The organism is Streptomyces malaysiensis subsp. samsunensis (genome assembly GCF_024519315.1).
Classification (GTDB): domain Bacteria; phylum Actinomycetota; class Actinomycetes; order Streptomycetales; family Streptomycetaceae; genus Streptomyces; species Streptomyces malaysiensis.
Genome location: NZ_JANIIC010000205.1, coordinates 1 through 1,562, shown reverse-complemented (window position 1 = coordinate 1,562; position 1,562 = coordinate 1). Strand labels below are relative to the sequence as shown.

Genomic DNA, 1,562 nt, shown 5'->3' with positions numbered 1-1,562 from the left:
CCTCAACACCGTCTTCCGCCCCAAAATCGACGCCATCACCCACCTCCACGACCTCACTCACGACCACGACCTCGCGGCATTCGTCGTCTACTCCTCCGCCGCCGGAACGCTCGGCAACGCGGGCCAGGCCAACTACGCCGCCGCCAACGCGTTCCTCGACGCCTTCGCCCAATGGCGCCACGCCCGCCACCTGCCCGCCACCTCGCTGGCATGGGGGCTGTGGAGCGACACCAGCACGCTCACCGCGACGATGGACGCCGCCGACGTACGCCGCACCCGGCGGGCGGGTGTGCTCGGCCTGGACAACGCCGAGGCGCTGCGGGTGTTCGACACCGGGCTGCGGTCCGGGCTGCCCGCACTCGTAGCCGCGAAGGTTGACGTCACCGCCCTCCGCGCGCCGGACGCCGAGCTGTCACCGCTGCTGCGTGGGCTGGCTCGTCCGGCGCGGCGCACCGCGCGGGCCGCGGCTCCGGCCGCCGGTGGTCTGTCGGGGCAGGTGGCCGGGCTGTCCCCCACCGGGCAACGGGAGTTGCTGCTCAACCTGGTGCGGGCGGAGGCCGCGGTGGTCCTCGGCCACACCGGTCCGGAGGCGATCGAGCCGACGGTGGCGTTCAAGGAGATGGGCTTCGACTCGCTGACGGCGGTCGAACTGCGCAACCGGCTCAACTCGGCCACCGGGCTGCGGCTGCCCGCGACGCTGCTCTTCGACCACCCGACTCCGGCACTCCTCGCCGAGCTGTTCCGCGCCGAGCTGGGTGGCGATCCGGCGCCCGCCAAGGCGGCCCCGGTGCCCGTGCGCACCGCCGCGGACGAGCCGATCGCCGTGGTGGCGATGAGTTGCCGACTGCCGGGCGGGGTGACCGACCCGGACGGGCTGTGGGATCTGCTGCTCGGGGAGCGCGACGGCATCACCGACTTCCCCCGCGACCGGGGCTGGGACCTGGAGGCGCTGTTCGACGCCGACCCGGACCACAGTGGCACCTCCTATGTGCTGCGTGGCGGGTTCCTCGAGGACGCGGCCGGTTTCGACGCGGACTTCTTCGGCATCTCGCCGCGTGAGGCGCTGGCGATGGACCCGCAGCAGCGGCTGTTCCTGGAAGCCTGCTGGGAGACGTTCGAGCGGGCGGGCATGGACCCGACCACTGTGGGAGGCCGGGACATCGGCGTGTTCGCCGGTGTCATCAACCAGGACTACGGCGTGCGCAGCGGACCCGCCCCCGAAGATCTGGAGGGCTACCTGCTCACCGGCTCGGCGACGAGTGTCGCCTCCGGCCGGGTGGCGTATGTGCTGGGCCTGGAGGGCCCGGCGGTCACGGTGGACACGGCGTGCTCCTCCTCACTGGTGGCCATGCACTGGGCCGTACAGGCGTTGCGGCAGGGCGAGTGCTCGATGGCGCTGGCCGGAGGCTCCACGGTGATGGGGCGGCCGTCGGCGTTCGTGGAGTTCTCGCGCCAGCGCGGTCTGGCGCCGGACGGTCTGTGCAAGGCGTTCGGCGCGGGCGCGGACGGCACCACGTTCAGTGAGGGCGTCGGGGTACTGCTGCTGGAACGGCTCTCGGACG

The 1,562-nt window shown here is 72.7% G+C and carries 1 protein-coding gene; it reads left to right on the top strand.

Annotation, left to right across the window (positions count from 1 at the left end; translation table 11 throughout):
• Positions 1-1,562: beta-ketoacyl reductase (locus NQU54_RS48475; protein WP_257636640.1), on the top strand; the 1,562-nt coding region annotated here is incomplete at both ends.